Source organism: Verrucosispora sp. WMMD1129 (genome assembly GCF_029581255.1).
Classification (GTDB): domain Bacteria; phylum Actinomycetota; class Actinomycetes; order Mycobacteriales; family Micromonosporaceae; genus Micromonospora; species Micromonospora sediminimaris.
Window position 1 is genome coordinate 2,480,769 of sequence record NZ_CP120741.1, and the last position, 24,890, is coordinate 2,505,658.

At 72.6% G+C, this 24,890-nt stretch carries 16 protein-coding genes; 5 read left to right on the forward strand and 11 right to left on the reverse strand.

Features of this window, described 5'->3' with window-relative positions; genetic code table 11:
• Window positions 1-7: 7 nt before the first annotated feature.
• Genes O7624_RS11310 through O7624_RS11320 form a run of 3 tightly spaced genes read right to left on the reverse strand, consistent with a single transcriptional unit; the run spans window position 8 to window position 5,105 of the window.
• A complete protein-coding gene (locus tag O7624_RS11310; protein ID WP_093406456.1) occupies window positions 8-1,051 on the reverse strand; it encodes a hypothetical protein in 1,044 nt (347 codons plus the stop codon).
• A complete protein-coding gene (gene fxsT, locus O7624_RS11315; RefSeq protein WP_282239980.1) occupies window positions 1,048-4,821 on the reverse strand; it encodes an FxSxx-COOH system tetratricopeptide repeat protein in 3,774 nt (1,257 codons plus the stop codon). The genes O7624_RS11310 and fxsT overlap by 4 nt, the downstream gene beginning before the upstream one ends.
• Window positions 4,818-5,105 carry a hypothetical protein gene (locus tag O7624_RS11320; RefSeq protein WP_282239981.1) on the reverse strand — a complete coding sequence of 96 codons (288 nt, stop codon included), beginning with the start codon at window positions 5,103-5,105 and terminating at the stop codon, window positions 4,818-4,820. The genes fxsT and O7624_RS11320 overlap by 4 nt, the downstream gene beginning before the upstream one ends.
• Before the next feature lie 127 nt (window positions 5,106-5,232).
• Between O7624_RS11320 and O7624_RS11325 the strand changes: the two genes are divergently transcribed.
• Window positions 5,233-6,555, forward strand: a complete 1,323-nt coding sequence (locus O7624_RS11325) for an HEXXH motif-containing putative peptide modification protein (protein ID WP_282239982.1) — start codon at window positions 5,233-5,235, stop codon at window positions 6,553-6,555.
• Here the strand turns inward: O7624_RS11325 and O7624_RS11330 are convergent.
• Window positions 6,545-7,708 (reverse strand): acyl-CoA dehydrogenase family protein, encoded by a 1,164-nt coding sequence (locus tag O7624_RS11330; RefSeq protein WP_282239983.1) that lies wholly within the window; start codon window positions 7,706-7,708, stop codon window positions 6,545-6,547. The genes O7624_RS11325 and O7624_RS11330 overlap by 11 nt on opposite strands.
• Window positions 7,709-7,961: 253 nt before the next feature.
• Between O7624_RS11330 and O7624_RS11335 the strand changes: the two genes are divergently transcribed.
• Together O7624_RS11335 and O7624_RS11340 are read left to right on the forward strand one after the other, a co-directional pair.
• Complete coding sequence (locus O7624_RS11335; protein WP_210938049.1) at window positions 7,962-9,389, forward strand: UDP-glucose/GDP-mannose dehydrogenase family protein; 1,428 nt, start codon at window positions 7,962-7,964, stop codon at window positions 9,387-9,389.
• 110 nt (window positions 9,390-9,499) lie between these two features.
• The gene (locus O7624_RS11340) at window positions 9,500-14,428 is read left to right on the forward strand and encodes a zinc ribbon domain-containing protein (protein WP_282239984.1); all 4,929 of its coding nucleotides are present in this window, start codon (window positions 9,500-9,502) and stop codon (window positions 14,426-14,428) included.
• Between the two features lie 8 nt (window positions 14,429-14,436).
• Here the strand turns inward: O7624_RS11340 and purE are convergent, their stop codons facing one another.
• The 6 genes from purE to mca form a co-directional block, all read right to left on the reverse strand.
• Complete coding sequence (purE, locus tag O7624_RS11345; RefSeq protein ID WP_093406682.1) at window positions 14,437-14,928, reverse strand: 5-(carboxyamino)imidazole ribonucleotide mutase; 492 nt, start codon at window positions 14,926-14,928, stop codon at window positions 14,437-14,439.
• A 5-nt stretch (window positions 14,929-14,933) separates the two neighbouring features.
• Window positions 14,934-16,121: a 5-(carboxyamino)imidazole ribonucleotide synthase gene (locus tag O7624_RS11350; RefSeq protein WP_282239985.1), complete on the reverse strand. Its 1,188-nt coding sequence runs from the start codon at window positions 16,119-16,121 to the stop codon at window positions 14,934-14,936.
• Between the two features lie 51 nt (window positions 16,122-16,172).
• The gene (locus tag O7624_RS11355; protein ID WP_282239986.1) at window positions 16,173-18,212 is read right to left on the reverse strand and encodes a thioredoxin domain-containing protein; all 2,040 of its coding nucleotides are present in this window, start codon (window positions 18,210-18,212) and stop codon (window positions 16,173-16,175) included.
• 127 nt (window positions 18,213-18,339) lie between these two features.
• Complete coding sequence (locus O7624_RS11360) at window positions 18,340-20,814, reverse strand: bifunctional diguanylate cyclase/phosphodiesterase (protein WP_282240607.1); 2,475 nt, start codon at window positions 20,812-20,814, stop codon at window positions 18,340-18,342.
• 234 nt (window positions 20,815-21,048) lie between these two features.
• Window positions 21,049-21,345, reverse strand: coding sequence for a hypothetical protein (locus O7624_RS11365; RefSeq protein ID WP_282239987.1), 297 nt, complete (start codon window positions 21,343-21,345; stop codon window positions 21,049-21,051).
• Between the two features lie 48 nt (window positions 21,346-21,393).
• The gene (gene mca / locus O7624_RS11370) at window positions 21,394-22,275 is read right to left on the reverse strand and encodes a mycothiol conjugate amidase Mca (RefSeq protein ID WP_093406437.1); all 882 of its coding nucleotides are present in this window, start codon (window positions 22,273-22,275) and stop codon (window positions 21,394-21,396) included.
• Window positions 22,276-22,495: 220 nt separating this feature from the next.
• Between mca and O7624_RS11375 the strand changes: the two genes are divergently transcribed.
• Window positions 22,496-22,930, forward strand: coding sequence for a DUF4307 domain-containing protein (locus O7624_RS11375; protein ID WP_093406434.1), 435 nt, complete (start codon window positions 22,496-22,498; stop codon window positions 22,928-22,930).
• A gap of 111 nt (window positions 22,931-23,041) precedes the next feature.
• Window positions 23,042-23,539: a transcription elongation factor GreA gene (gene greA, locus O7624_RS11380; RefSeq protein WP_164446063.1), complete on the forward strand. Its 498-nt coding sequence runs from the start codon at window positions 23,042-23,044 to the stop codon at window positions 23,537-23,539.
• Window positions 23,540-23,669: 130 nt separating this feature from the next.
• On the opposite strand, the gene ilvA is transcribed toward greA, so the two are convergent.
• Window positions 23,670-24,890, reverse strand: coding sequence for a threonine ammonia-lyase (gene ilvA / locus O7624_RS11385; RefSeq protein WP_282239988.1), 1,221 nt, complete (start codon window positions 24,888-24,890; stop codon window positions 23,670-23,672).

Genomic DNA, 24,890 nt, shown 5'->3' on the forward strand with positions numbered 1-24,890 from the left:
CGGCAGATCAGGGCAGCGCCCGCCGAAGCGCCAGGGCCTGCTTCTCGGCGGTCTGTACCCGATGCTGATCGAGGGTGACCGCGAGCAGGTACCGATCGACCGACAGCGGCAGACAGTAGATCTCGCCCTGCTCGACGTCGAGCACCAGCCGGTGCACCCGCGCGCCGAGCGCCGGGTGCGCGGCCCGGATCAGTGCCCGCAGCTGCACGTCGAGCCGCTGGCCGAACAGGGTGTAGAAGTCCCGGCGGGCCTCCGCCGAGGTGCCGTCGAAGAACCGCTCCAGCCGGGGGCTGTCAAGCACGTCCGCCGTGGCGAGCACCTCCCCTGGTCGGCAGACCGCGACGAAATGCAGACCGTCCACGCTCAGATGGCGGCGGCAGATGGTGGCCAGCGACTCCGCTGCGGCGGTACGCGCCCACACCCGGGCCGGCATTCCGTCCGCGTCGACCGAGGTGGCCTCGGACACGGCAGCGGCCCGAACGATCGAGGCCCGTTCCTCGTCGCTGAGTTCGAGCCAGCCGCCGTAGTCGGCGGGTCGCTGGCTGACGGCTCGGCGCAACTGGTTGGCCAGGCCCGACAGCTCCGCATCGACCTGGCGGACCGCTTCGGCGGCCTCCCCGGACACGCCGAGCGTCTCGTCCGGCCAGGTGAGCGCGACCAGGTACTGCTCCCGCAGGACGGCGAGACCGATCAGCGCACCGCGGTCCGTGTGCAGCAGCAGGCGCACCAGGTCACCGCTGCGGGCACCGCGCAACTGCGCGTCGAGACCGACCATCGCGTACACCACGTCGCGCCCGATCAGCTGACGCTGGGCCGGTGACGGACTCGCGCCGGCCAGGTCCACCGCGAAGTCCCCGGTGCCGGCGGTGTAGCGGGCCAGGTGCGCCAGCGCCGGCAACCGGGCGACCAGTTCCTCGCACAGCCGCATCGCTGGCGGTGGGCGGTCGCCGAGATGGGCACCCACCGTGACGGTTACCTGCGTCGTCGGGCTACCCTTCGGTACCGCTGGGGTCGGCGATTGCGCCGCGTCGGCCGGGGTGTCCGCGCTCATGTCTCCGGCACCTCCACATCGATGAAGCCGAACGAGACCATGCCGGAGTCGGACGCGCCGCCGACCTCGCCTTGGCTGATCACCTCGGCCAACGTCCGGCGTGCGGCCCGCAGATAGGGGTGGTGGTGCCCCAGGAACGTGCGGCCCTGTTCCAGCGCGTCGCGCAGCAGTTGCTCCGCCGAGTCGGGCTCGCCTGCGACGGACAGGTTGCCGGCCTGGTTGATCAGCCCGGCGACCACCCACGGGTGGCCGGATCCCAGCGTGCTGTCCAGACCGGCCACTGCCTTGTTGCCTTCCACCACTGCCTCACCGGCCTGCGTCGGCCGCAGCAGCACCGACCGCAGGCTGCGGCAGACGTGGGTGAACGGGTGCGCCGCCCCCAGGTCACGCTCGTAGCCGGTGAGGCTCTGCTCGACGAGCCGCACCGCGTCGCCGATCTCACCGGTGAGGTGGTAGTCGACGGCGAGGCTCGCCCGGCAGCTGCGGGTCAGCGGGCCGTCCGCGCCCTGCATCCGGCGTAGCGCCACGTATGCCTGACCGTTGATCTCTTTTGCCCGGGTGAACCGGCGCTGCCGGCGCGCGGTCACCGCCAGGTTACGGATGATGCGCAGCAGCAACTCGTCGTCGTCCCGGTGACCCAGGTCGTGCTGACGGCGCTGTTGTGCGTCCTGAAGCAACCGCCGGGCCTGGTCGACCTCACCCAACTCGCAAAGGTACCGGCCGATATCGTTGATCAGTCGGAGGGTGCTCGGATGGTGATTGCCGAGCAGCCGCTGCCGCCGCACGAGCGTGCGACGCGCTTCCGCCAGCGCTTCGTCGGCCCGACCGGCAAGGTAGAACGACAGGGTCAGGTTGTGTGCCGCGACCAGCGTCTCGGGATGGTCGTTGCCCAACTGGTCCCGGAAGCCGCGCCAGGTGGTCTGGTCCTCCACCAGCGCGGCCCGGAATTCGCCCAACCCGCGCAGGTCCCCGGCGAGGCCGCGCCGGGTCACCAGGACCCGGGGATGCTCCGGTCCGAACAGCGCCAGCCCCTCCCGCAGCGTATCGACGCTGATCCGGTGCGCCTCGGCGTACCGACCGAGGATGCGGTGTCCGTCGGCCAGCCGGGTGGCGAGCCGCAGCGTCAACCGGTCACTCCAGCCGTAGGTGTCCAACCACCGCTGCAGCACCGGCTGCCAACTCCGCAGCGCCTCGGGCGTCTCGTGGCTGCCGCGCACCAGCAGGTGTTCGAGCTGTTCGACGATGAGCCGGCGGACCTCGTCCGGACCGTCCGCGTCGAGCCCTCCGGAGCTGTGCAGGTGCCGGTGCAACTCACGGCGCTCGGCCGATTCGGCGGCCACGGACGGCTGGGCGCTGTCGGCCAGGCCGCGCAGGAACTGGTCCCGCCGCTCCTCGCGCTCGGCCTCGGACATCTCGGCAAGCAGCACCCCCTGAACCACCGGGTGCATCCGCAGCCGGCCGCCCCGGCCCCAGTCGACGTCCAGCAGCCGGTACCGGGCGGCGGTCGCCAGCGCCCGGTCCATCTCCCAGCCGTCGAGTCGGAGCATCTCCGCGTCCGCGTCCGGCAACGCGGCGGCGAGTTGCACCCGCATCTCCCGCGACCGGGCCAGCCGCAGCGACATGCCCAAGGGGGAGGTGAAGGCGCAGGCCTGGGCCAGCACCACCGCCATCCGGCCGCTCAGCTCCTCACCCATCAGGGCCAGTGCGACCTGGACGATCCGGGTGGACGAACTGGCCGCTGGATCACGCTCGGCGAACGCCGCGCAGAACGCCGGTACGACGCTGTCGGCGGCCCGCGACTCCGCCGCGCCCTGCCGCTGATTGAGCAGGATGCCGGCCTGCCCGAGCAGGCCCGAGGTCAGTCGCAGATCCAGCGGAAGGCCACCGACGGTCTGCACCACGGTCGCCGCCGAGGCGGGGGACAGCCCCGGCACCCGACTGGTCAGCAGTTGCGCAGCCTCATCGTCGGTAAGCTGGCCGAGCTGGACCACTGCGGCGGCCTGCTCGTCGTCGGCTCCGTTGCGGCGGGTGACCACCACGTGGCCGGTGCCCTCGGGCAGCAGCCCGGTGAGATCCTCCTCGTCGGCGCCGTCGTAGATCAGCAACCACTGCCCCGGGCGTCGACCAAGCTCCCGCAGTACCTCCTGAACCGGGTTGCCTTTCGGCTCCACCCCCAGATCGGCGGCGAGGTCGGTCAGCGAGCTGCGCACGTCGTAGCGGCTGTCGGCGGCGATCCAGGCGATCAGCTGATAGTCGTGGCGGAAGCGGTGGGCGTACTCACACAGGAGGCTGGTCTTGCCGACCGCAGCCGGCCCGCGCAGTTCCAGGACGTGCCCGGCCGGACCGGACAGCAGCAGATCGCGCAACTCCTCCAGGCTCCGGTCACGGCCGACGAACCGGCGTCGACGCCGGGGCAGCCGGAACATGGTCGCTGGCTCCCGAGTGCCGGGCAGAGCAGGGCTCCAGTCCCGGCCGTCGTCGTCCACCGGCGGCAGCCCGGCCAGCCCCAGCGCGCCAGCCAGGCGCCGCCGGGCCGTCTCCGGCGAACAGCCGGCGAGGTCGATCTGACCGGTCCGCCCGGCTGGTGGGCCACCCGTCGGCGGTTCGCCGGTACGCACCACCAGGATCTCCGCGCAGCCCGCCGCGCGAGCCTGATCGTCCTGCTCGGACAGCCAGTCGTCGGCGGAACCGTCCCACGGCACCACGGCCAGTAGCGTGGCCGGTGCCGGACCGGGCCCCTCCGGCCCGGGAGCCGGCCAGGGCCGCATCGTCACCCCCAGGCCGGCCAGTGCCGTCCGCAGCCAGTCAACCCAGGGCCGCTGCGCCACTGGATAGCTGACCGCGACCGGCCCGGGACCGTCGGGCAGCAGGTGGTTCAGCGCGTACTGGTAGCGCAGGCGGGCCGGCTCCGCTTCCTCCGGCACCGATCCCAGCCGGCCGTCGGTAACCGCCGACAGCAAGCCGCCGTACGCGTCGAGCAGCCTGGTCTGATGGGCGGAGCGGTCCAGCAACGGCACCAGGGCCGGCCCGCTGGCCACCGCCGGCAGCTCGACCGTGACCAGCTCATCGCTGCCGGCCGGCAGGGCGAGGGCCTCGGCGAAGCGGCTAGCCGCCGACCGGCGGTGCCGGGCCACTCCGTCCGGATCCCCCTCGGGCAGCCCGGTGGCCACCGAGACGACGCGCACCCCGGCCGGGGCCGCCCCGTGCACCTGGCGGCCCAGCTCCACCGCCTCGGTCAGCCCTGCCCGGTCGTACGGGAAACACACCGCCACCGTGTCGCAGAGCACCGCGACCCACTGGGCCACCCAGCCGGCGGCCACCCGGGGCACCAGCAAGACCGTGTCGTACTCGGTGAAGCGCAGTTGCCGGCGCAGCTCGCTGCGGGAGGCCTCCCCCGCCCCGTTCGGGTCGGAGGGAGTCGGGTCGGCGATCCAGACGACGTCCAGCCGGCCGGGCGTCGCCGCGTACCGCCGCAGGGCCGGCTCCGTACCGCTGGCCGCGGCCGGTGCGGCGAACAGCAACCGGGTGAGATCTGGCGGCAACTGCTCGGCGACCGGCCACTGCTCGACGTGGAACATCCGCAGGTGTTCGTGCACCCGGCCGGCACCGCGCCCGGCGTCGACCACCAGCACCCGCTGCCCGGCACGGGCCAGCATCCAACCCAGGTTGCTGACGATGCGCGTCCGTCCCACCTGGCCGGCGGGCGCCAGGAACGCCACTACCTGCGTGCCTGCGATGGTGGAATCCACCACCCGAACCGGCCCGGTCACCGGCGCTCCGGTCGGCCGTCGTCGTCCATGCCGCCTTCCCCCATCTCCGCCGTCTCAGCCTCCTCGGCCGGACGGCGGTCGCGCCGATCGAACCCCGGGTTGCCGGTGTTGACGTTGTCGAACCACAGGAAGTCGCCGGCCCACTCGTCGCGCTCGGACAGCAGCCGCCGCAGAGAGCGGTGGAGCAGACTTCGGGGCAGGGCTTCCAGCTCATTCTGCGTGAGACCGTCCACATCGATCAGCTCGGAGATCAGTGGTCGGGGCTCGCCTTCCATCCCCGGCATGGTCCGCCTCACCTTCGACCCCCGCCCAGGTAGCCCGACGAGCACAGCCAGCGCTTCGACAGTAACCTATCGTAGCCTTCACAGTTATTCATCGTCCCCGCCGTCGACCGACGTCAACGGAGGCACCATGCGCACCCCGCGGCATCGGATGCCGGCCGAGTCCTTCCTGGCGGTGGCGCGCGGTGGCGGCGGGTCGACCACCATCGACCGGTTGCTCGCCGCCCGACACAGCCGGAACCTGCTGAGCCTGCGCGCAGTGGTGGACCTGGCCGTCCGGCAGCGCCACCCGGACGCAGCCCCGGCCCTGCATGCCTGGCAGCAGCTGGGGGTTCTGCGGGCGGCTCACCCGGCGGCGGCGCGGCGAATCCTGCTCTATCCCACGGTCGGGGTCTGGCTCGCCGACACCTTCGCCGCGCTGCGTTCGACGGACCCGGCGCGCGCCCGGCCGGCGGCCCTGGCGCAAGTCGCGGCTGCCGTCGCCATGGCAGCCGGGGCATCGGTGCGTGTCGAGTTCCCGACACGGTCCAGCATGCCGGGACGCCTCGCGCTGCCCGCACTGGGGCACGTCCTGCTGCCGCCGGCAACCAGCGCGATCCGGCTGGAGGTCGCCGCGGGGGCGGTGACTGTCGACGACGGGCCGGCGGACGGCACGTCCTGGTCGTCGTTGCCCCGGCTGCACGCTGGCGGCGGGCTCGACGTCCGCCTCGACCAGCTGTGGTCGCTGGTCGATCCGGCGCTCGCCGGGCCGGTCTCCCGCGCCGAGACCACGGCGCTGCACACGTCCCTCGCCGCCGCGTGGCGGGTACTCACCACCAACCACCGGCGACACGCCCGAGCGTTGGCCGCCGCGATCACCATGATCATGCCGGTGCCGGCTCGATCACCCACAACCGACGACACGGACGGTTTGGTCAGCGGAACCCATCCGGACGGGGCAGGCTGTGTCGCGCTCTCCGCCGGTGGCGATCCACCCTCGGTGGCGGCGGCGCTGGTGCATGAACTTCAGCACAGCAAGCTCGCCGCCCTGGCCGATCTGTTCCCGCTCGTCCGGAGCGGGCACGACCTGCGCCTGCACGCCCCGTGGCGGCCGGATCCGCGTCCGTTGCCCGCCCTGGTGCAGGGCCTGTACGCGCACGCGGGCGTACTGGGCTTCTGGTACCGGCAGTGGCACCGCGAGCCGCACTCGCCGGGGGTCCTGCACGCTCAGGTCGAATTCGGTCGCCTGCGCTCGGCCTGCCGCCGGACGGCCGAAGCGCTGCTGGCCACCGACGGGCTCACCGTCCACGGACGGCTGCTGGTGACCGAGATCCGGCGGGCCGTCGCCCACTGGCAGCGGGTGCCGGTGCCACGGACCGCGCTGGCGATCGCACGGCGGGCGGGCGAACGGCCGGGCCCAGGCGGTCGCCCACCCGAGAGCCGGACGGGCGACCCGGTTCCGGTCAGTCCTTGAGCAGTTGGCGGGCCATCACGATGCGCTGCACCTGGTTGGTGCCCTCGTAGATCTGCGTGATCTTGGCGTCCCGCATCATCCGCTCGACCGGGTAGTCACGGGTGTAGCCGTAGCCGCCGAGCAGTTGCACCGCGTCGGTGGTGATCTCCATGGCCGCGTCCGAGGCGAAGCACTTGGCTGCCGCGCCGAAGTAGGTCAGGTCGGCGTCGCCGCGCTCGGAGCGGCCGGCCGCCGCGTACGTCAGCTGCCGGGCCGCCTCCAGCTTCATGCCCATGTCGGCGAGCATGAACTGCACGCCCTGGAACTCGGCGACCGCCTTGCCGAACTGCTTGCGCTCGGCGACGTACCCCTTGGCGTAGTCGAGCGCGCCCTGCGCGATGCCGACGGCCTGCGCGGCGATGGTGACCCGGGTGTGGTCCAGGGTCTTCATCGCGGTGGCGAAGCCGGTGCCCTCGGCGCCGATCATCCGGTCCGCCGGGATCCGGACGTTGTCCAGGTAGACCTCGCGGGTCGGGGAGCCCTTGATGCCCAGCTTCTTCTCGGGCGCGCCGAAGCTGACCCCCGGATCGGACTTCTCGACCACGAAGGCGGAAATGCCCCGGGAGCGGGCGGTGGGGTCGGTCGTCGCGAAGACGGTGTAGAACTCCGAGACACCGGCGTTTGTGATCCAGCGCTTCACACCGTTGAGCACCCAGTGATCGCCGTCACGTACCGCCCGGGTGGTCATCGCGGCCGCGTCGCTGCCCGCCTCCGGCTCGGAGAGGCAGTACGAGAACATCGCCTCGCCGCTGGCGACCGGCGTCAGGTAGCGGCGCTTGATCTCGTCGGAGCCGGCCAGCAGCAGTGGCATCGTGCCCAGCTTGTTCACCGCCGGGATCAGCGAGGACGAGGCGCAGGCCCGCGCGACCTCCTCGATCACGATCGCCGTGGCCAGCGCGTCCGCTCCGGCCCCGCCGTACTCGACCGGGATGTGCGGTGCGTGGAAGTCGGCGGCACGTAGCGCGTCGTACGACGCCTTCGGGAACTCACCTGTCTCATCGGCCTCGGCCGCGTGCGGAGCCACCTTGGCCGCACAGACCTCACGGACCGCTTCCCGGATCGCCTCGTGCTCCTCCGGCAGGCGGTACGCGTCGAACGACTGCTCTGCGGCCATGTCAGCCCCTCCCCTTCACCGCTATCATGCGCAGTCTGTAGCGTCACCTGGACACCCACCGCGCAGACTGAAGGATAACGACCACAGTTCAGGCGATGTTACCGGCGCGTAGGCTGGGGCAAGACGAAACCCTGAAGCCGCTCGGCGATGATGGAACCCAGCAGACGACCACCACCTCTCCGGCGCCCCGCCGTGGCGCCGCAAAGGAATGCGACGCAGCCACGCGGCGCCAGTGTGAGCGGAGAAGACAGGCGTGACCATCCCGTACCCGAACACCCAGCCGGTGCCCGCCATCGCGGCGGTCACGCCCCCCTCGGGTGCCTCCCGCCCTCGGGTGACCTTCCTGGGCACCGGCTACCTCGGCGCGACCTACGCCATCTGCTACGCCGAGCTCGGCTACGAGGTGCTCGGGTTCGACGTCGACGCGGACAAGATCGCCAAGCTGAACGCGGGTGAGGTGCCGATCCACGAGCCCGGCCTGGACGAGCTGCTGCGGCGTAACCTGGCCGCCGGTCGGCTGCGGTTCAGCACCGACATCGCCGAGACCGCCGAGTTCGGTGACGTGCACTTCATCTGCGTGGGCACCCCCCAGCGGGCCGACGGCATGGGCGCCGACCTGTCCTACGTCGAGGCGTCGGTCACCGGCCTCGCCCAGCACCTGACCCGCAAGGCGCTGATCGTCGGCAAGTCCACCGTCCCGGTCGGCACCGCCGAATGGGTGGAGCAACTCGTCGGCAAACACACCCCCGCCGACCTCGGCGTCGAGGTCGCCTGGAGCCCCGAGTTCCTTCAGGAGGGCTTCGCCGTCGACGACGTGCTCCGACCCAACCGCATCGTCGTCGGCGTCAAGAGCGAATGGGCCAACGGCATGCTCTACGCCGCCCACAAGGGCGTGTTCGACCTCGCCGCCACCGAGGACCGCGAAGTACCCCTGGTCGTCACCGACTTCGCCACCGCCGAACTGGTCAAGGTCGCCGCCAACGCCTTCCTCGCCACCAAGATCTCCTTCATCAACGCCATGGCCGAGGTCTGCGAAGCCTCCGGCGGCGACGTCACCCAACTCGCCAAGGCCATCGGCTACGACCCCCGCATCGGCAACCGCTTCCTCCAGGCCGGCCTCGGCTTCGGCGGCGCCTGCCTCCCCAAGGACATCCGCGCCTTCCAGGCCCGCGCCCAGGAACTCGGCGCCGGCGAAGCCCTACGCTTCCTGCACGAAGTCGACCTGATCAACCTGCGCCGCCGTACCCGCGTCCTGCAACTCGCCGCCGACCTGCTCGGCCGCCGCTCCGGCCCCGCCGGCCCCGACCTGTCCGGCACCCGCATCGCCGTGCTCGGCGCCACCTTCAAACCCAACACCGACGACGTACGCGACGCACCCGCCCTCGCCGTCGCCGCCCTGCTCCACAAGGCCGGCGCCAACGTCCACGTCTACGACCCCCAAGGCATGGAGAACGCCCGCCGGGCCGTACCGGAACTGACCTACGAGCCCGACATGGCCGAGGCGGTCACCGGCGCCGACCTGGTCTGCGTCCTCACCGAATGGGCCGACTTCCGCAACGCCGACCCCAGCCACCTCGGCGACCTCGTCGCCGGCCGCCGAATCGTCGACGCCCGCAACTGCCTCGACCCCGCACTGTGGACCCAGGCCGGCTGGGAGTACCGCGGCATGGGGCGACCGTGATCGCGCCTTTCGGTGATGTTGGCGCTTGACCCGCCGACAACTGTCGAATTCCCGGCCCGCTTTGGGCATGCTGCGACAGTGGGAATCCACAGTGCGGGTGGAGGGGTGTCGTGGCGAACTTTCAGTGCCCTTCGTGCGGCCGGGAGATCAAGCCGGCGGTTCGCTGCCCGCACTGCGGCGCGCACCAGCCACAATGGGCCGATCACCTGGCGGAGATCGAACGATCCATCGCGGAGCTGAAGGCCCGCGAGGCCGCCATCGCCCGCGAGCAACGGCAGCTCGCCGCGAAGATGCAGGCCGCGCTCTTTCAGCGGGACATCCTCTCGCACGCCGGCAGTCAGGGTGACGAGCGGCTCCGGCAGGCCACCCGCCCCCGCCGCGTACTCCGTCGTCGGCCGCCGCGGCGCCCCACGTCCGAGGATGCCTCGCCACCCCGCGACGGCGCGACTCCGCCGCCCCGGGTCCCCCGGCAGGGCGCCGGTACCCAGGGTCCACCGCCACCGACCGAACCCGTCTGGCTGGACGCCGACGACCCTGAGCATCCACCGGAAGCCTCCTCACGGGAGGTCCAGAACATCCCCCTCGGCCTCGGCGCGCTGCTGCTCGGCGTCGCCGCCGTGGTCTTCGCCGTGGTCGCCACCAGCTCGATGGACGCGTTGGCCCGACTCGGCATCCTGCTGCTCGCGACGGTACTGATGCTGCTCGCCCCGCCGGTGCTGGTCCGGCGCGGGTTGACCTCCACGGCCGAGACCATCGCCGCGGTGGGTCTGCTCCTGGTGCCGCTCGCGGGGTACGCGTTGTGGGCCGTGGACCGGATCGGCAACGGCGGTGCCTCCGGTGCCGTCTTCGCTGGAGTGATCTTCGCGGTCACCGCTGCCGTCTCGGTCGGCTACGCCGGGTGGACCAGGCTGCGCGCACCCCGGTTCGCCACCGTGCTGGCCGCGCAGCCGGTGGTGCCGCTGCTGGCGTACGACCGGATCACCGGCCCGGCGGGCTGGGCGCTGGTGCTGACCGTGGTCGCGCTGCTCGACCTGTGGCTGGCCCGTTCACCGGTCACCGTGGAGCAGCCGCTCACCGATGGCGTGGCCGACTCCGGCGGGTCGGCAGCGCCCCGGCAGCGGTCGGCCGAGGAGAGCCAGGCCGACCGCAGGCCGGAGGCGGCGCCGGAGGAGGGCGGCGAACTGCTGGACCTCACCGTCGGCGGCACCGCGACCGGAGCGACCCGACCGGTGCCCGGGCTGCGCGGACTGACCTGGGTGCTGCACGGGGTGGCGGTCGCCGTCGCCCTGGCGTACGCGGTGACCGCCCTGCTGCGGACGACCACCGTGCCGGGCGCGACCGGCGCCGGCCTGGTGCTTCTCCTCGCCGCCGCGGTCTGCCTGGCCGGGACGCTGGTGCTCCGCCGACCGCCCCTGCCCGACCTGGGCGCGGGCGTGTTCACCCTCGCTGTCATCGGCGCACTGGGGCGGATCGCCTCGGTGGCGCTGCCCGGCCGGGCCCTGCTGCTGATCGCGGCGGTCATCACGGTCACCGGTCTGGCGGTCCGGGCGGTACCCGAGTCCGCCCGCCGGGGACCGCAGCTGGCCTCCGCGGTGGCGCTCACGGTCAGCGGGGTGGTGGTCGCCGGCAGTGCGCTGCGGGCCGGAATCGCCCCCGTCCAGGCGGCGCTGCCGGCCTGGGCCGCGGACCTCGACCGGTACCCGGTCGAACTGGCCGCCGCCGTGGGACCGGCCGCCTGGCAGCTCGCGGCCAGCGCCTTCCTGCTGACCGTGGCCGCTGTGCTGGCGCTGCCGCCGGAGATCCGCCGCGAGTTCGCGGTGACCGGTGCGGCGCTCACCGCGCTTGCCGTACCGGCCTCCTTCGGGCTGGCCTGGACGTTGGCGCCGTGGCCGATGGTGCTGGCCGCGATCGGCATCGGGGCAGCTGGCCTCTCCGCGCGTACGCCCCGCGCTGCGCTGGCGCACGCGGTGGCCGCCGCCGTGGTCGGGCTGGTCGGCGCGGGCGCGGCCCTCACCCGGCCGGCGTTGACCGCCGCCGTGCTGACCACCCTCGTCGTGGCCGGTGCGCTGATCGCCGCCGCTCCGCGGATCCGGCTCGCCCCGGCAGCCGCGGACACCGTCTCCGCCTGGGCCGCCGGAGGTGCCGCCTTCGCCCTGCCCGGAGCGGTGGCCGCCTTCGTGTCGGCCACCCTGCCGGTGGACACCACGCCGACCCCGGCGAGCCTGCGTGAAGCGACCGTACCGGTGCTCGCGGCCAGCTTCCTCGCCTGCTGCGTCACGCTCGGCTACGCCGCCGTCGTGCAGGTGTCGCAACGCCAGATCCCGGTGCCGCTGTCGGTGGGCACCGGTCTGGGCGCGTTGGTGGTCGCTGCGGCCGGTTTCGGCTCGCCAGGCGCCACCGTCGCGGACGCCTGGGTCGGCGCACTGCTGCTGGTCTCCGCGGTGCTGCTCTTCCTGGCTCCCTCGATCGACACCGGTCGCCGCTCCGATCTCACCCTGGACGGCTCCGACCTTGCGGCCGCTGCGGTGACCGCCACGCTTGTCGCCACCCTGCTACGGATCGGCACCGTGCTCGCGCCCAGCGGGCAGCTCGCCGTCGCCGCCGCGCTGGTCCTGGTGGTCGCCGTGGCGGCCCGGGCGATGCCCGAGGAGTGGCGACGCGGGCCGGTGCTCGGCCTCACGGTCGGTGGGTTGCTGATCGGGCTGCTGGCCGGCTGGATGGCGCTGCGCGGCGGCGTCGGCGTGCTGGCCACACCCGGCCCGATCTGGAACGGTGACCTGAGTGGTTGGCCGGCCGCGCCGACCGGCGGTACGACCTGGCAGGGACCGATCGCCCTGGTGCTGCTCGCGGTCGCGGCCGGCATCCTGCTGCCCCCGCCCTGGCGCTGGGACGTGGCCGGCGTGGCGGTGGTGCTCGCCACCATCGGCGCTCCCGCCGCGTTCGAGCTTCCCTGGTGGTCGCCGGTCCTGATCGGCGGCATGGTCGCCACCATCTTCGGGATGGCCGCGGTCGCCACGGTCGATCCCCGGGCGGCGCTGTCCCGGATCACCGTGGCCGGGGTGGTCGCGCTGCACGCGGCCGGCGCCGGGCTGGTGCGGCCGTGGACGACCGCGCTGGCCCTGGGCAGCATCGTCCTGATCGGCGCGGTGGTGGCCGCGCTGGCCCGGAACATGGCCGAGCCACTCGTCGAGGACATCGAGGCGGAGGGCATGCCGCCGCACCTGGCGCAGATCGGTGGCGCGGGTCTGTGCGCGGCACTGTTGGCGCTGCCGGGTGCCACCGCCGCCCTCGCCGTCGAGTTCGGTCACACCCCGCAGGTGGTGCTCACCGCTGGCCTGGCCGCATCCAGTCTCGGCCTGGCCGCGGTGGCCGCAGCCCGTCGGCAGGTTCCCCAGTACCTGCCCTGGGCCAGCGCCGGCGTGGTCGGCGGGGCGAGCGTGACCGCGCTCGCCGCCGTACCGATCGCCCTGCCCGTCGGGGTCTACGCCGCAGCGGCGGCGCTGCTCGGTGTGCTCGCCGAGCTCGTCCGAGGGGCGACGGAGCCGCCGGTCGGCGCGGCCCAACCGGTACGCCGCTGGACCGTGCTGCTCGACGGGGCGCTGCGCCGGCTGCCCGACGACAACCGGCGCCGGTGGCGGGTGAACCCGGCCGCTGGCGCGCTGGCCGCCGCCGCCCTGCCGACCGTACTGGCCCTGGTCTCCATCGCCCCGGCGCTGATCGCGGCCCTCGTCGATCCGCATCGCACCGTCGGCCGAATCTGGCAGGGGCCACCGGCGGCCCTGCTCGACCCGCCGCCGGCAGCGGTCAACCCGACCCATGTGCTCACCGCGCTGCTGCTCACCGCTACGGCGGCCCTGGCCGCCACCGGGTTCAGCGGTGGCCGTCGGTCCCGGGCCGTGCCGGTGGTGCTGCCCGGCGCCGCAGTCACCCTGCTCATCGCCCCGATCGCGCTGGGCGGCGGCTGGCCGGCGAGCACCCTGTCGGCGCTGGCGGTGTTCACCATCTCGATGCTGGGGCTGGCGCTGACGCCGCCGCCGGCCCTGGTGGAACGGGCCCGCTCGTTGCGACTGGCCCGGGTCCTGGTCTTCGTGATCGGGCTGGCGGCCGGCGGGGCCGGCCTCGCCGGCAGTCTCGCCACCCGGGAGCTGACCCTGTTCACCCTCGGCGGTGCGGTCGGGGTCGGGCTGGTGGCCGCCCTCTACGGCCTCACTTCCCGGGCCCGTCTGCTCGGCTGGTTGTTCGCCTCGCTGATGGCGCAACTGTTCGTGCTCACCGCCGGCCTGGTGGCCGGGCTCGCCCCGGTCTGGTCGGCGTTCGGAGTGCTGGCGGTCGGCGCGGCGTTGCAGGTCTTCTCCGCCACTCTCCCCCGGCTCCGCCGTCCAGAGGCGCGTCGCGAGGCGGCGACCGTGGAGTGGAGCGGCCACGCCGCCGCGCTGATCGCGCTGGCGCTGGCCTTCGACTCACCTCGGCACATCGCCGCGCTGCTCGCCGCCTGGGGTGCGGTCCTCGGCCTCGCGGCGACCCGGCCCGGCCGCCGGCCGACGGAGCGACGGGTGCTGTTCTGGGCGGTGGTGCTCTGCGAGATCACCGCCTGGTGGATCCTGATGCGGGTCGCCGACGTGGCCCTGCCCGAGGCGTACACCCTGCCGTTCGCCGCGCTGGCCCTGCTGGTGGGGGTGCTGGAGCTACGCCAGCGCAGCGACCTGAGCAGCTGGGTGGCGTACGGACCGGCGCTGCTCGCCGCCTTCGTGCCGACCCTGGCGATCGTGCTGGCCACCGATTCGAGCACGATGCGTCAGGTGCTGCTGCTGCTCGGCGCGGTCGCGGTGCTGGTCTTCGGCTCGATGACCCAGCAGCAGGCACCGGTCATCGTCGGTGCGGTGGTCACCGCCATCGCGGCCGTGCACGCGCTGTTCAGCCTCGGTCCGTGGCTGGCACTGATCCCGGTCGGCTTCCTGCTGCTCATCCTCGGTGCCAGCAACGAACGCCGACGCCGCGCCCAGGAACGCCTGCAGACCGCGCTACGCGGCATGCGGTGAGTGCGGCATTAGGCCAGGGAGGCGCGGAGCGCGGCGTCCTTCTCGGCGACCAGCTGCTCCAGGTCGGCCTGGTACGCCGACATCCGGTCGAGCAGGGCGCGGTCGGCGGTGGCGAGGATGCGGACGGCGAGCAGCCCGGCATTGCGGGCGTTGCCGATGGACACGGTCGCCACCGGCACGCCGGCCGGCATCTGCACGATGGACAACAGCGAGTCGATGCCGTCGAGGTGCTTCAGCGGCACCGGTACGCCGATCACCGGCAACGGGGTCACCGACGCGACCATGCCGGGCAGCGCCGCCGCGCCACCGGCCCCGGCGATGATCACTTTGAGCCCACGGTCGGCGGCAGCCCGACCATAGTCGATCATCTTGACCGGGGTGCGGTGCGCCGAGACCACCTCGACCTCGTACGGCACCTCGAACTCGGTGAGCACCTCGGCGGCCGCCTTCATCGTCGGCCAGTCCGAGTCGCTTCCCATGATCACACCGACCGTGCTCACGCTGCTCACTCCTCCGGTGTTCCGTCCCGCAGCCAGCGGGCGGCCCGGGCGGCCCGGGCGCGTACCTCGTCCAGATCGTCGCCGAGCACCGTGACATGACCGATCTTGCGACCCGGTCGCACCTGCTTGCCGTACAGGTGGACCCGGGCGGTCGGCTCGGCGGAGAAGAGGTGGTGCAACCGCTCGTCGACCGACATGCCGCCGGACTGACCACCGAGCACGTTCGCCATCACCACCACCGGAGCGGTCAACGAGGTGTCGCCCATCGGGTAGTCCAGCACGGCACGCAGGTGCTGCTCGAACTGCGACGTCCGGGCACCCTCGATGGTCCAGTGCCCCGAGTTGTGCGGGCGCATGGCCAGTTCGTTGACCACGAGCCGACCACCGCCCGGTGCCGCAGGGTCGGCCACCTCGAACAGTTCCACCGCCAGCAGGCCCACCACGCCAAGCGCGGTGGCCAGGTCGATGGCGAGCTGCTGCGCGGCGACCGCCAGTTCCTCGGCCAGGCCGGGCGCCGGCGCCAGCACCTCGACGCAGATCCCGTCACGCTGGACCGTCTCGACGACCGGGTAGACCGCTACCTGGCCGAACGGCGAGCGCGCCACCTGCACGGCCAGTTCCCGGCGCAGCGTCACCCGCTCCTCGACGATCAGCTTCGTGCCGCCGGCGAGCAGCGTCTGCGCCAGGTCGGTCGCGGACGCCGGGTCGGTGGCCGGCCACACGCCCCGTCCGTCGTACCCACCACGGGCGGCCTTGAGCACGACCGGCCAGCCGACCTCGTCGCCGAAGGTGACCAGATCGGTGGGGGACGCGACCTGTCGCCAGCGCGGGTTCGGCGCGCCTAGGGTGCCGAGCCGTTCCCGCATCACCTGCTTGTCCTGGGCGTGCACCAGGGCGTCGGCGGGCGGGAACAGCTTCACCCCCTCGCCGGCCAGGGTGCGGATGTGTTCGGTCGGGACGTGCTCGTGGTCGAAGGTGACCACCCCACAACCCTTGGCGAAGGTGCGCAGCGCGGCGAGGTCGGTGTGGTCGCCGTACTGGACGTCGGCGGCGACCAGGGCCGCCCCGTCATCCGGGGTGAGCGCGAGCACACGCAGTGACTGGCCGAGGGAGATGGCAGCCTGGTGGGTCATCCGGGCCAGCTGGCCGCCGCCCACCATGCCGACAACGGGCAGACCGGTACGGGAATCCATAGCGGCGTCAGCCTAACCGGGCCGGTCGCGGCACCGAGCGGCGGATCCGGCTCAACGCAGCTGCCCCACCAGCTCCTCGACCCCGGTCACCGGCCGCTGGCAGACGAAACCCCGACAGACGTACGCGGCGGCCCGCCCGTCGACCAGCGGACGGCCGGCCAGCAGCGGAACCCCCGGCTGGTCCGGGGCGCCCGCCACGATCACCGCACCGGGTGGAGCGTGCCGGTACGCCGCGGCCACCAGCGGGTCACCCGCCACGTCTCCGGTCGCCACCGCGATCTCGTACGGCCCGGAGAGGAGCGCCTCGCCGACGGTCGCCGCGTACCCGGTGAAGCGGGCGTGCCGCCCCACGATCGGCGCGACGGTGGACAGGGCCGCCTCGGCGGCCTCGCGGTAGCGGCTCTCCCCGGTCAGCGCCGCGTACGCGACCAGGCCGGCGACGATCGCGGACCGGCCGGAAGGGGTGGCATTGTCCGTCGGGTCGGCGGGCCGGGCGACAAGCTGCTCCGCGTCGTCTGCGGTGTCGTGGAACGCCCCACCCGGCGCGGCGAAATGTGCCAGCGCGACGTCGACCAGCTGACCGGCCAGTTCCAGCCAACGACCTTCACCGGAGACCTGGTGCATGGCGCAGAACGCCTCGGCCACGCAGCCGTAGTCCTCAAGCACTCCGGCCGGATCGCCGACCCGGCCGTCGCGGGAGGCACGGCGCAGCCGCCCGTCGACGACGTGCACCCGGGCGAGGTACTCGGCGGCGTCCCGCATCGCCCCGTCGGCGACGATGGTGACCCCCTCCAGCAGGTTCGCCTCACCCTCGGTGCCGATCCGGCCGGTGGTCTCGACCAGCCGGACGAACTCGGCCAGCGCGGTGATCGCCAGCCCGTTCCAGGCGGCCACCACCTTGTCGTCACGCGCGGGCTGGGGACGGGCGTCCCGGGCGGCCAGCAGTCGTCGGACCACCACCTGCCAGCGCTCCCGCACCGCCGGATCCGCGTCGTCGACGTCCCGAGCCAGCCGGAGCACGCTCGTGCCCTTTTCGAAGCTGCCGGCGTCGGTCACCGCGAACAGGTCGGCGGCCCAGCGGCCGTCCTCCTCGCCCAGCACCTCGACCAGCTGGGCCGGCGTCCAGACGTAGGTCAGGCCCTCGACGCCCTCGGTGTCCGCGTCCAGTGCGGAGGCGAAGCCCTGCCCGGGCCGGTGCAGTTCGTCGGCGAGGAACCGGGCGGTGTCCCGGGCCACCCGCAGCGCCAACGCGTCACCGGTGAGCCGCCACAGCTGGGTGTAGACCCGCAGCAGCAGGGCGTTGTCGTACAGCATCTTCTCGAAGTGCGGCACGGTCCAGTGACCGTCCACCGAGTACCGGGCGAAGCCGCCGGCCAACTGGTCGTGGATGCCGCCGCGGGCCATCGCCTCGCAGGTGTGCCGGACGATCTCCAGGCTGCGCGCCGAGCCGGTGCGCTGGTGGTGCCGCAGCAGGAAGAGCAGGTTCATGTGCGGCGGGAACTTCGGTGCGCCGCCGAAACCACCGTTCACCTCGTCGTACTCGCTGGCAAGTTGGTCTGCGGCGGCGTCGAGCAGCTCGGCGGTGAGCGGGGCGGTGGGGCCGCCGACGGCCTGGGCCCCGCCGATCGCCTCCACCACCGCGGCGCCCTGGCGTAGCACGGCGTCGCGCTGCTCCCGCCAGGCGGTCCCGACCGACTCCAGCAGCCGGACGAAGTTCGGCCGGGGGAAGTACGTGCCGCAGAAGAACGGGGTGCCGTCCGGGGTGGCGAAGACCGTCATCGGCCAGCCGCCCTGACCGGTCATGGCCTGGGTGGCGGTCATGTAGACCGCGTCGACGTCGGGCCGCTCCTCGCGGTCCACCTTGATCGAGACGAAGCCCTCGTTCAGCAGCTTGCCGACGCCGTCGTCCTCGAACGACTCGTGCGCCATCACGTGACACCAGTGGCAGGCCGAGTATCCGACCGAGATGAGCACCGGCACGTCCCGCCGTTTCGCCTCGGCGAACGCTTCCTCGCACCAGGGCCACCAGTCGACCGGGTTGTCGGCGTGCTGGAGCAGGTACGGGCTGGTCGCCTCCGCAAGTCGATTCACCCGACGACCATATCCAGCCGGGCCCACCCCGCCTGTGTTGACCAAGAGGTTTGCGTCGGCGGGAGCGCCCTCCTCCGACGCAAACCTCTTGATCAACCGGGTGGGGCCGGGGGTGGGGGGTGGGGTGTCAGGAGGCGCCGTCGGCGCGGAGGGGGAGGACGTTGTTGGGGGCGGTGTCGCGTAGTGAGCCGAGGACGGCGGCGATCTTGTCGGCGGGCATCGGCTTGAAGAAGTGGTAGCCCTGGGCGGCGGTGCAACCCAGCTCGGCCAGGGCGGAACGCTGCGCGGCCGTCTCCACCCCCTCGGCCACCACCCGCAGGCCCAACTGGTGGGCCAGCCCCACGGTGCTGCGTACGATGGCCGCCGCCTGCGGCGAATCCGCCATCTGGAGCACGAAGGAGCGGTCCACCTTCAGCTCGTCCACGGCGACCCGGGTGAGGAACGCAAGTGACGAGAAGCCGGTACCGAAGTCGTCCACGGCCAGCTGCACGCCCATCGACCGCAACGAGGTGAGCACCTGGTCGATGACTTCCAGCTCGCTCATCACCACCGTCTCGGTGATCTCCAGGACCAGCCGGTCGGCGGGCACCTGGTGCCGGCGCAGCGCGTCGGCGATCTCCGCCGGCAGTCTCGGATTCAGCAGGCTACGCGCGGACAGGTTGACCGAGATGGGTACGTCCAGGCCCTCCCGGGCCCAGTCGGCGGCCACGGCGAGCGCCTTGTCGAGCACGTAGCGGGTGAAGGCGCCGAGCTGCTCGCTGTTCTCCACCGGCCGGATGAAGTCGGACGGCCCCAACCAGCCGCGCCTCGGGTGCCGCCACCGGATCAACGCCTCCACACCGGTCGGCGCCCCGGTCACCAGGTCCACGGCCGGCTGCAACACGAGCACCAACTGGTCGTCGGCCTGCAACGCCTCCCGCAACTCTGCGAGCAGGGCCAGCTGGTCGGTGCTGGCCGCGTCACGTGAGGTGTCGTACGCGGCCACGCTGACGCCACCCGACTTGGCCTGGTACATCGCGATGTCGGCGCGGCGCAGCAGCTCGGTCAGGTCGGCGGTGCCGGCCGGGGCCACCACCACCCCGACGGAGACCTCGACGGACATCCGCACCCCGGCCACCTCGGTGGGCGCGGCCAGCCGCTCGGCGATGTCCCGGGCCTGACGCAGCGCGTACGCCATGGGCGCGGCGCGGTCACCGACCACCGGGACCGAACTCAGCAGCAGGGCGAACTCGTCACCACCGAGCCGGGCCAGCAGGTCGCCCGAGCGGGCCAGGGCACCCAGCCGGTTCGCGGTCAACCGCAGCAGCTGATCACCGGCGGCGTGCCCGAGCGTGTCGTTGACCTCCTTGAACTGGTCGATGTCCAGCAGCAGCAGGGCGACCGGATGGTCATGGGCCAACTGCCGCAACGCCTGGTCGCCCTTGCCGAGCATGGCCGCCCGGTTGGCCAGGCCGGTCAGCGGATCGTGCACCGCCTCGTACGACGAGCGAGCCGTGACCAGGCGCAGTTCCCGGTGGGCGGCGGCATCGTGCAGCGCCGCGGCGAGGGCGTCGGCGAAGGCCGCGTGAGCGTCGCGTTCCCGGCCGGTGGCCGGCGCCGTACGGGGGAACCGCACCCGCAAGCGGCCCACGCGGGTCTCGCCGACCGACAGGTCGCGGACCAGTTCCCCCGGTCCGGGTTCGTCGTCGCCTGGCGGGGCGATCTCCCGGTCGAGCACCTGACCGCCCGGGTCACCACGGTAGCGACGCCACCGTCCGTCGCCCCGGACCACCTCCACGTCGACCAGTTCCGCCTCGAACAGCGCCAGCGCCCCGGTGACACCCGCCGTCGCCACGCCCCGCTCGTCGAGTTGGTTGAGCGCCTTCGTGGCCTCGGCGAATGATCGCCAGGTGCGTCGATCGCGGTCCTGGAGCAGCCGTTGCCGGTAGGTCTGCTGTAGCAGCCACAGCGGAGCGGGAAGCAACAGCAGCCAGCGTGGATCGATCTCGATCAGCACCACCACCAGCAGGCCGACCACCACGTTGCCGACGATCATCAGCAGCTTGCCGCGTAGCGCGGCGAGCAACGGACGCCCGATGGGCATGCCGTGCCGCAGCGCCAGCATCACCCCGCCCAGCCAGGCACTGGCCAGGAGGTAGGCGACGGCACCGGCGGCCACCGCAAGGGTGAGTGCGGGGGTCGGAACGGCAAGCGTCGGCTGTCCCAGGGCGGTGGTGACCGCCACCGCCAGCGCGGTGGCGGCGGTGTGCGCGCCCGCGACGCGGATCACGTCCCAGGTGGTGCGGCCGTCATCCACCACCGAGAGTGCCGTCCAGGCGAGTGTGACGCCGAGCAGCGCGGCCGCCGGCAGCCAACCGGGGGGTACGAGGTAGAGGCAGACGATCAAGGCGGCTTCGGCCCAGGTGACACTGACCACGCCGGCCGCAGCGCGGAACCGGAGCCGGGCCAACTGGGATAGGGCGAATAGGGCGACCGCGAAGCCGAAGCGGGCGGGCCCGCCAAGCCGGTCGTCGGCCGGCAGCCCCGCCGGCAGGCTCAGCCCCACCACTGCGGCAACCAGCGCGGTGGCCACGACGGCGGCGGTGAGCAGGTGCAGCCCCATCGGCGTACCACGGCCCGTGGGCCGGTCGAGCGGTTGACCGGCCCGGCCGGAGGTCACCGACCCCCTCCCGCCGACCTGAAAGAGGCCACGCGGCGGGCGGACATGACTGCGGTGGTCATCGGCGCCCCCTCCCGCGCAGCTTGAGGACTTTCGGTCCCCCCGGCGGAAGGCTAAGCCAAACCCGATGGTCGCAACAGGGGTCGACCATCCGGTTCGACGTGAATCATGCTCCGATCAGCCCTCGCGGCGCTGCTGGTGCCCGTTGGGAGCATCCGTGGATGAATCCTCCGTCACGATCCCACCTGTCGGATCACCGACCGAACGCTCCATCGACTCCGTGCCTGGTGCCGCCGGCCCCTCACCGGGGAACCGGTCCGGAAGCCGGCGCAGCCGGGCGTTCATGTTCCGGATCAGCAGCACGGTGGCGGCACCGAGGACGAGGATGAGGAACAGGCCCATCGGCCCGGCCAGCCCACCCGTGCGGGTGTCACCGAAGTTGTTCTGGGCGAGCACCTGAGCAGCGGTCAGCATGGGATTCCTCCGGTTCGCGGTGTGCGACCAGGGTAGCCCGGTGCCCGCTCAGCGGGCATGGCCCGTGCCCCGCACCCCGGCGAACAGGTCGGACTCCGGCATGGGACTGTCGACCGACGACCGGACCAACTCGAAATCCTCCGTCGGCCAGGCACGCTGTTGCAGCTCCATCGGCACCTGGAACCAGAAGCCGTCCGGATCCACCTGGGTGGCGTGCGCCCGCAGCGCGTCGTCGCGGACCGGGAAGTAGTCGGCGCACGGCACCCGGGTGGTGATCCGAGGCCCCTTGTCCGGCCGGTCCTCCCAGCGGGTCAGCCACTCCGCGTACGGCGACTCGGCACCTGTCGCGAGGACGGCCTCGTGCAGCGCCAGGATCTTGCCCTTGGAGAAGCCGATGTCGTAGTAGAGCTTGAGCGGCTGCCACGGCTCGCCCAGTTCCGGGTAGCGCTCGGCGTCGCCGGCCGCGTCGAAGGCCGCCACGCTGATCTTGTGGCACATGATGTGGTCCGGGTGCGGGTAGCCACCCTCCTCGTCGTACGTGGTGACCACGTGCGGACGGAACTCGCGCATCAGTCGCACCAGCGGACCGGCGGCCACGTCCACGTCCTGAAGGGCGAAGCAGCCCTCGGGCAGCGGCGGCAGCGGGTCGCCCTCGGGCAGGCCGGAGTCGACGAAACCCAACCACGCCTGCTCGATGCCGAGGATGGCCCGCGCCGCGTCCATCTCGGCGCGACGGATCTCGCCGATGTTCGCCCAGACGTCGGGCCGGTCGAGCTTGGGGTTGAGCACGCTGCCCCGCTCGCCGCCCGTACACGTCACGACCAGTACGTCCACCCCCTCGGCGACGTACTTCGCCATCGTCGCGGCGCCCTTGCTCGACTCGTCGTCGGGGTGCGCGTGAACGGCCATGAGTCGAAGTTGCTCTGCCAAGGTCGGCGCTCCTCGTCTCTGCCCACCGGCGACCCACCCCGGGCCCCCGTTGACCTGCCGAATTCCTCCCCGTAGCGGCACCGGACCGCGCCGGCCTGTCATATTTGACCCCAGCCGTACGCGACGCTGAGCCAGATCTGGCGACCGAGTCGAACAGGAATGGCGGACTCTGCCATTCTTGCCGATACCGCTGACAACAACGCCAGGGAGATACCCGACGGTGACCGAGACGCACGCCACACTTGGACCGAACGCGCCGGTCTTCCCGCCCGGCCGGTACGGCCACCGTCGCGCGCCCAGGCGCCGCCGGCCGGTGCTGGCCGCGCTGCTGGCCGTCGTCGTGGTCGCGACGCTCACCGTCGTCTCGGTCCGGCTCTACCGGCAGTACGGCGATCCGGCGTACGACGCCCAGGTGATCAGCTACGGCGACATCACCGACAACCAGGTGGTGGTCGACTTCCGGGTCAACCTGCCGGACGGCGGCGCGGCGGTGTGCGTGCTGCGCGCCCGGGACCACGCCGGCGCCGAGGTGGCCCGCGAGGAGGTGCCGGTGACCGCCGCCGCCGGGCAGCGTCACGTCACCGTCCGGCACCGACTCGTCACCACCGCACGGCCGTTCATCGGTGAGGTCGTCCGCTGCCGGCCACCCGCCTGAGGCTCGGCGAGGTCGTCCGCGCGGCGTGATCGCCGACACTCCTTGTCGTAGGGCACTGGTAACTTGGAGGTTCACCTGTCAGCCAGCACGCACAACCGAGGAGGACCGCCTGTGTCCAATGGCAACGAGGCGCCCGCCACCTGGCTGTCCCAGGACGCGTACGACCGCCTGAAGGGCGAGCTCGACGAGTTGATCGCGAACCGGCCGGTCATCGCCGCCGAGATCAACGCCCGGCGTGAGGAAGGCGACCTGCGCGAGAACGGCGGCTACCACGCCGCCCGCGAGGAGCAGGGCAAGGCCGAGGGACGCATCCTCTATCTGAAGGAGCTGCTCCGCACGGCCCAGGTCGGCGAGGCGCCGACCGTCGACGCCGTGGCACCCGGGATGGTCGTGACGATCTACTTCGACGACGACGCCGACGACACAGAGACGTTCCTGCTCGGCTCGCGTGAGATCGCCTCGACCACGGACCTGACGGTCTACAGCCCCGAGTCGGCCCTCGGCCAAGCGATCCTGGGCGGCAAGGCAGGCCAGGCCTGCACCTACACCGCACCGAGCGGCGCCGACATCAAGGTGACAGTGGTCAGCTTCGAGCCGTTCTCCGGCTGACCGTCGTCCGCCGGCCGGGCCGGCGATCCGATCGACAACCGTGCCACCACCCCGAGCCGGCGATCCGATCGAGTTTCATTCCGCCACCCGGGCCATTAGTCAGTTCGTCCAGAGGCGTGACGCCACCGCGTCACGCCTCTGGTGCGATCGTCACCTGATAGCCGCTGGCCCGCAGGGCGCTGATCAGCATGTCGGAGTGTTCGACACCACGGGTTTCCACCGACAGCGCCACCTCCACCTCACCGAGGCGCAGGTGCGGGTTGGCCCGCTGGTGCACCACGTCCACCACGTTCGCCCGGTGCTCGGCGATCTCACTCAACAACGAGGCCAGCTGTCCGGGCCGGTCCGAGCAGCGCACCGTGACCCGCAGGTAGCGCCCCGCCGCTGCCAGTCCGTGCTCGATCACGCGCAGCATCAGCAGCGGGTCGATGTTGCCACCGGAGAGCACCACCACCGCTGGCGTTGTCACCTCGACAGCGCCGGCCAGCAGGGCGGCCACGCCGACCGCCCCGGCCGGCTCCACCACCTGCTTGCCGCGTTCGAGCAGCATGAGCAGCGCCCGGGAGATGTCCTCCTCGGAGACGGTGACCATGTCGTCGACCAGCTTGCGGACGTGGCTGAAGGTGACGTCGCCCGGCCGACCGACAGCGATGCCGTCCGCGATGGTGGTGAAGGCCGGCAGCCGGACCGGCTCGCCCGCCACCAGTGACGGCGGGAAGGCCGCCGCGCCGGCCGCCTGCACCCCGATCACCCGAACGTCCGGCCGGAGCGCCTTGGCTGCCACCGCCAGCCCGGAGATCAGTCCTCCCCCGCCGACGCCGGTGACGATCGTGGTGACCTCCGGGCACTGCTCCAGGATCTCCAGCGCCACCGTGCCCTGCCCGGCGATCACGTCCCGGTGGTCGAATGGATGGATCAGCACCGCGCCGGTGCGCTCCGCGAACGTCTGTGCCGCGACCAGCGACTCGTCGACCGTGGCGCCGACCAGCTCGACCTGGGCGCCGTACCCCTTCGTGGCCGCCACCTTCGGCAGTGGCGCGTTCACCGGCATGAAGACTGTGGCGTGGGTGCCGACCAGGCCGGCGGCGAGCGCCACGCCCTGCGCGTGGTTGCCGGCGCTGGCCGCGACCACGCCCCGGGCCCGCTCCGGCGCCGACAACCGCGAGATCCGCACGTACGCCCCGCGCACCTTGTACGACCCCGCTCGCTGAAGGTTCTCGCACTTGAGCCAGACCGGCCCACCGAGCGCGGCGCTGAGCGGACGGGACGGCTCCATCGGGGTGGTCCGGATGACCCCGTCGAGCAGGTCCCGTGCCGCGCGCACCTCGTCCAGGCTGACCAGTTCCGTCAT

Bases quoted from the DNA above. Each gene is read 5' to 3' on its own strand.
- O7624_RS11310 (WP_093406456.1), bottom strand. From the start codon at position 1,051: ATGAGCGCGGACACCCCGGCCGACGCGGCGCAATCGCCGACCCCAGCG.
- O7624_RS11320 (WP_282239981.1), bottom strand. From the start codon at position 5,105: ATGCCGGGGATGGAAGGCGAGCCCCGACCACTGATCTCCGAGCTGATC.
- O7624_RS11325 (WP_282239982.1), top strand. From the start codon at position 5,233: ATGCGCACCCCGCGGCATCGGATGCCGGCCGAGTCCTTCCTGGCGGTG.
- O7624_RS11330 (WP_282239983.1), bottom strand. From the start codon at position 7,708: ATGGCCGCAGAGCAGTCGTTCGACGCGTACCGCCTGCCGGAGGAGCAC.
- O7624_RS11350 (WP_282239985.1), bottom strand. From the start codon at position 16,121: ATGGATTCCCGTACCGGTCTGCCCGTTGTCGGCATGGTGGGCGGCGGC.
- O7624_RS11360 (WP_282240607.1), bottom strand. From the start codon at position 20,814: ATGGGGCTGCACCTGCTCACCGCCGCCGTCGTGGCCACCGCGCTGGTT.
- O7624_RS11365 (WP_282239987.1), bottom strand. From the start codon at position 21,345: ATGCTGACCGCTGCTCAGGTGCTCGCCCAGAACAACTTCGGTGACACC.
- ilvA (WP_282239988.1), bottom strand. From the start codon at position 24,890: ATGACGGAACTGGTCAGCCTGGACGAGGTGCGCGCGGCACGGGACCTG.